Here is a 1,117-nt window from a genome sequence, read left to right on the forward strand (position 1 = left end):
GTGTATAACAATTTTATGAAGTTAAGAAATAGCTTTTATTAATAAAGTGGGAGTTTTTGAACTTGATGCTTTATTAATTTCTACGAGTGGCGGAGTAAATACAAAAATTTTTATTTAAAAGAAGAAATAGTTTAAAAAATAACTATGTCATATGATTAATAACATCTTACATAGAAAAAAAACAGACCTTTTAAGTGAAGAGGTCTGTTAATGATTTTAAATCTTATTTAGCAAACACATGATTACCAATTACTGCTACTGTCTGACGTGTCGTAATCCACTTGTCTGTTGATGTTTTTGGATTGTAGAAATAAAGCCAGTCAGAATGTACTCCATTTGTGGAGATAGCCTCTTCTACAGCCATTTTTGCTTCTACGCTTGCAGGCTGATTAATTCTTCCATCTGTAACAGGAGTAAATGCATATCCGTATTTAATAGGTTCATAAATAACGCCTGTTATTGTATTTGGAAAACCTTTTGCATTTACACGATTTAGTATAACTTTCGCTACTGCTACTTTTCCTTTATAGGATTCGCCACCTGCTTCAGCGGTAACTAAGCGTGCCATTAAGTCTTTTTCTTTTTGTGAAATACTTGAGTTGATTTTTAAATGTTGTCCTGTATAAAGCTTGTTTCCGACTGTATTGTTAATTTGTTTTATAGATTGGACAGTGACATTGTAACGCCTTGCTATCGTTTCTAATGAATCTCCCGGTTGTACTTGATAAATAATTTGTCCAGAAATGTTCGCAGGCTTGGCGTTTTGAGGAACAGTGATTTCATTTGATTTCACGGACCCTGGAATATGTAACTGTTCGCCAATAAAGGTTTGATCGTTTCCTTTATTATTAGCCTGTTTAATGGATTGTATTGAAACTCCGTATTGTTTACTAATGCCCCAAAGTGTATCGTTCTTTTTTACTGTATGAATGGTAGAAGCTTCAGCTGTGCTTTGACTACATACGAATGTAATTGCAGCTGCAGATAAAGGGATTATATGTTTTAGTTTTAGTAATTTCATTGTAAATCCTCCTAAGAAAAAATTAAGGTGAAACTATTAAGTAATGTAGTTTGAAATGTATATATGCGTAATATATTAATGTAAGTATATTAGCAC

Annotated in this window: 1 protein-coding gene; it reads right to left on the reverse strand. The window is 32.4% G+C overall.

Going from position 1 to position 1,117, the window contains the following annotated elements; genetic code table 11:
• Window positions 1-223: 223 nt before the first annotated feature.
• Complete coding sequence (locus ABWK52_RS29220; RefSeq protein ID WP_098541602.1) at window positions 224-1,021, reverse strand: cell wall hydrolase; 798 nt, start codon at window positions 1,019-1,021, stop codon at window positions 224-226.
• Between the last annotated feature and the right edge of the window lie 96 nt (window positions 1,022-1,117).

Origin of the sequence: Bacillus sp. AP50, from assembly GCF_040492675.1 — a bacterium.
Classification (GTDB): Bacteria; Bacillota; Bacilli; order Bacillales; family Bacillaceae_G; genus Bacillus_A; species Bacillus_A cereus.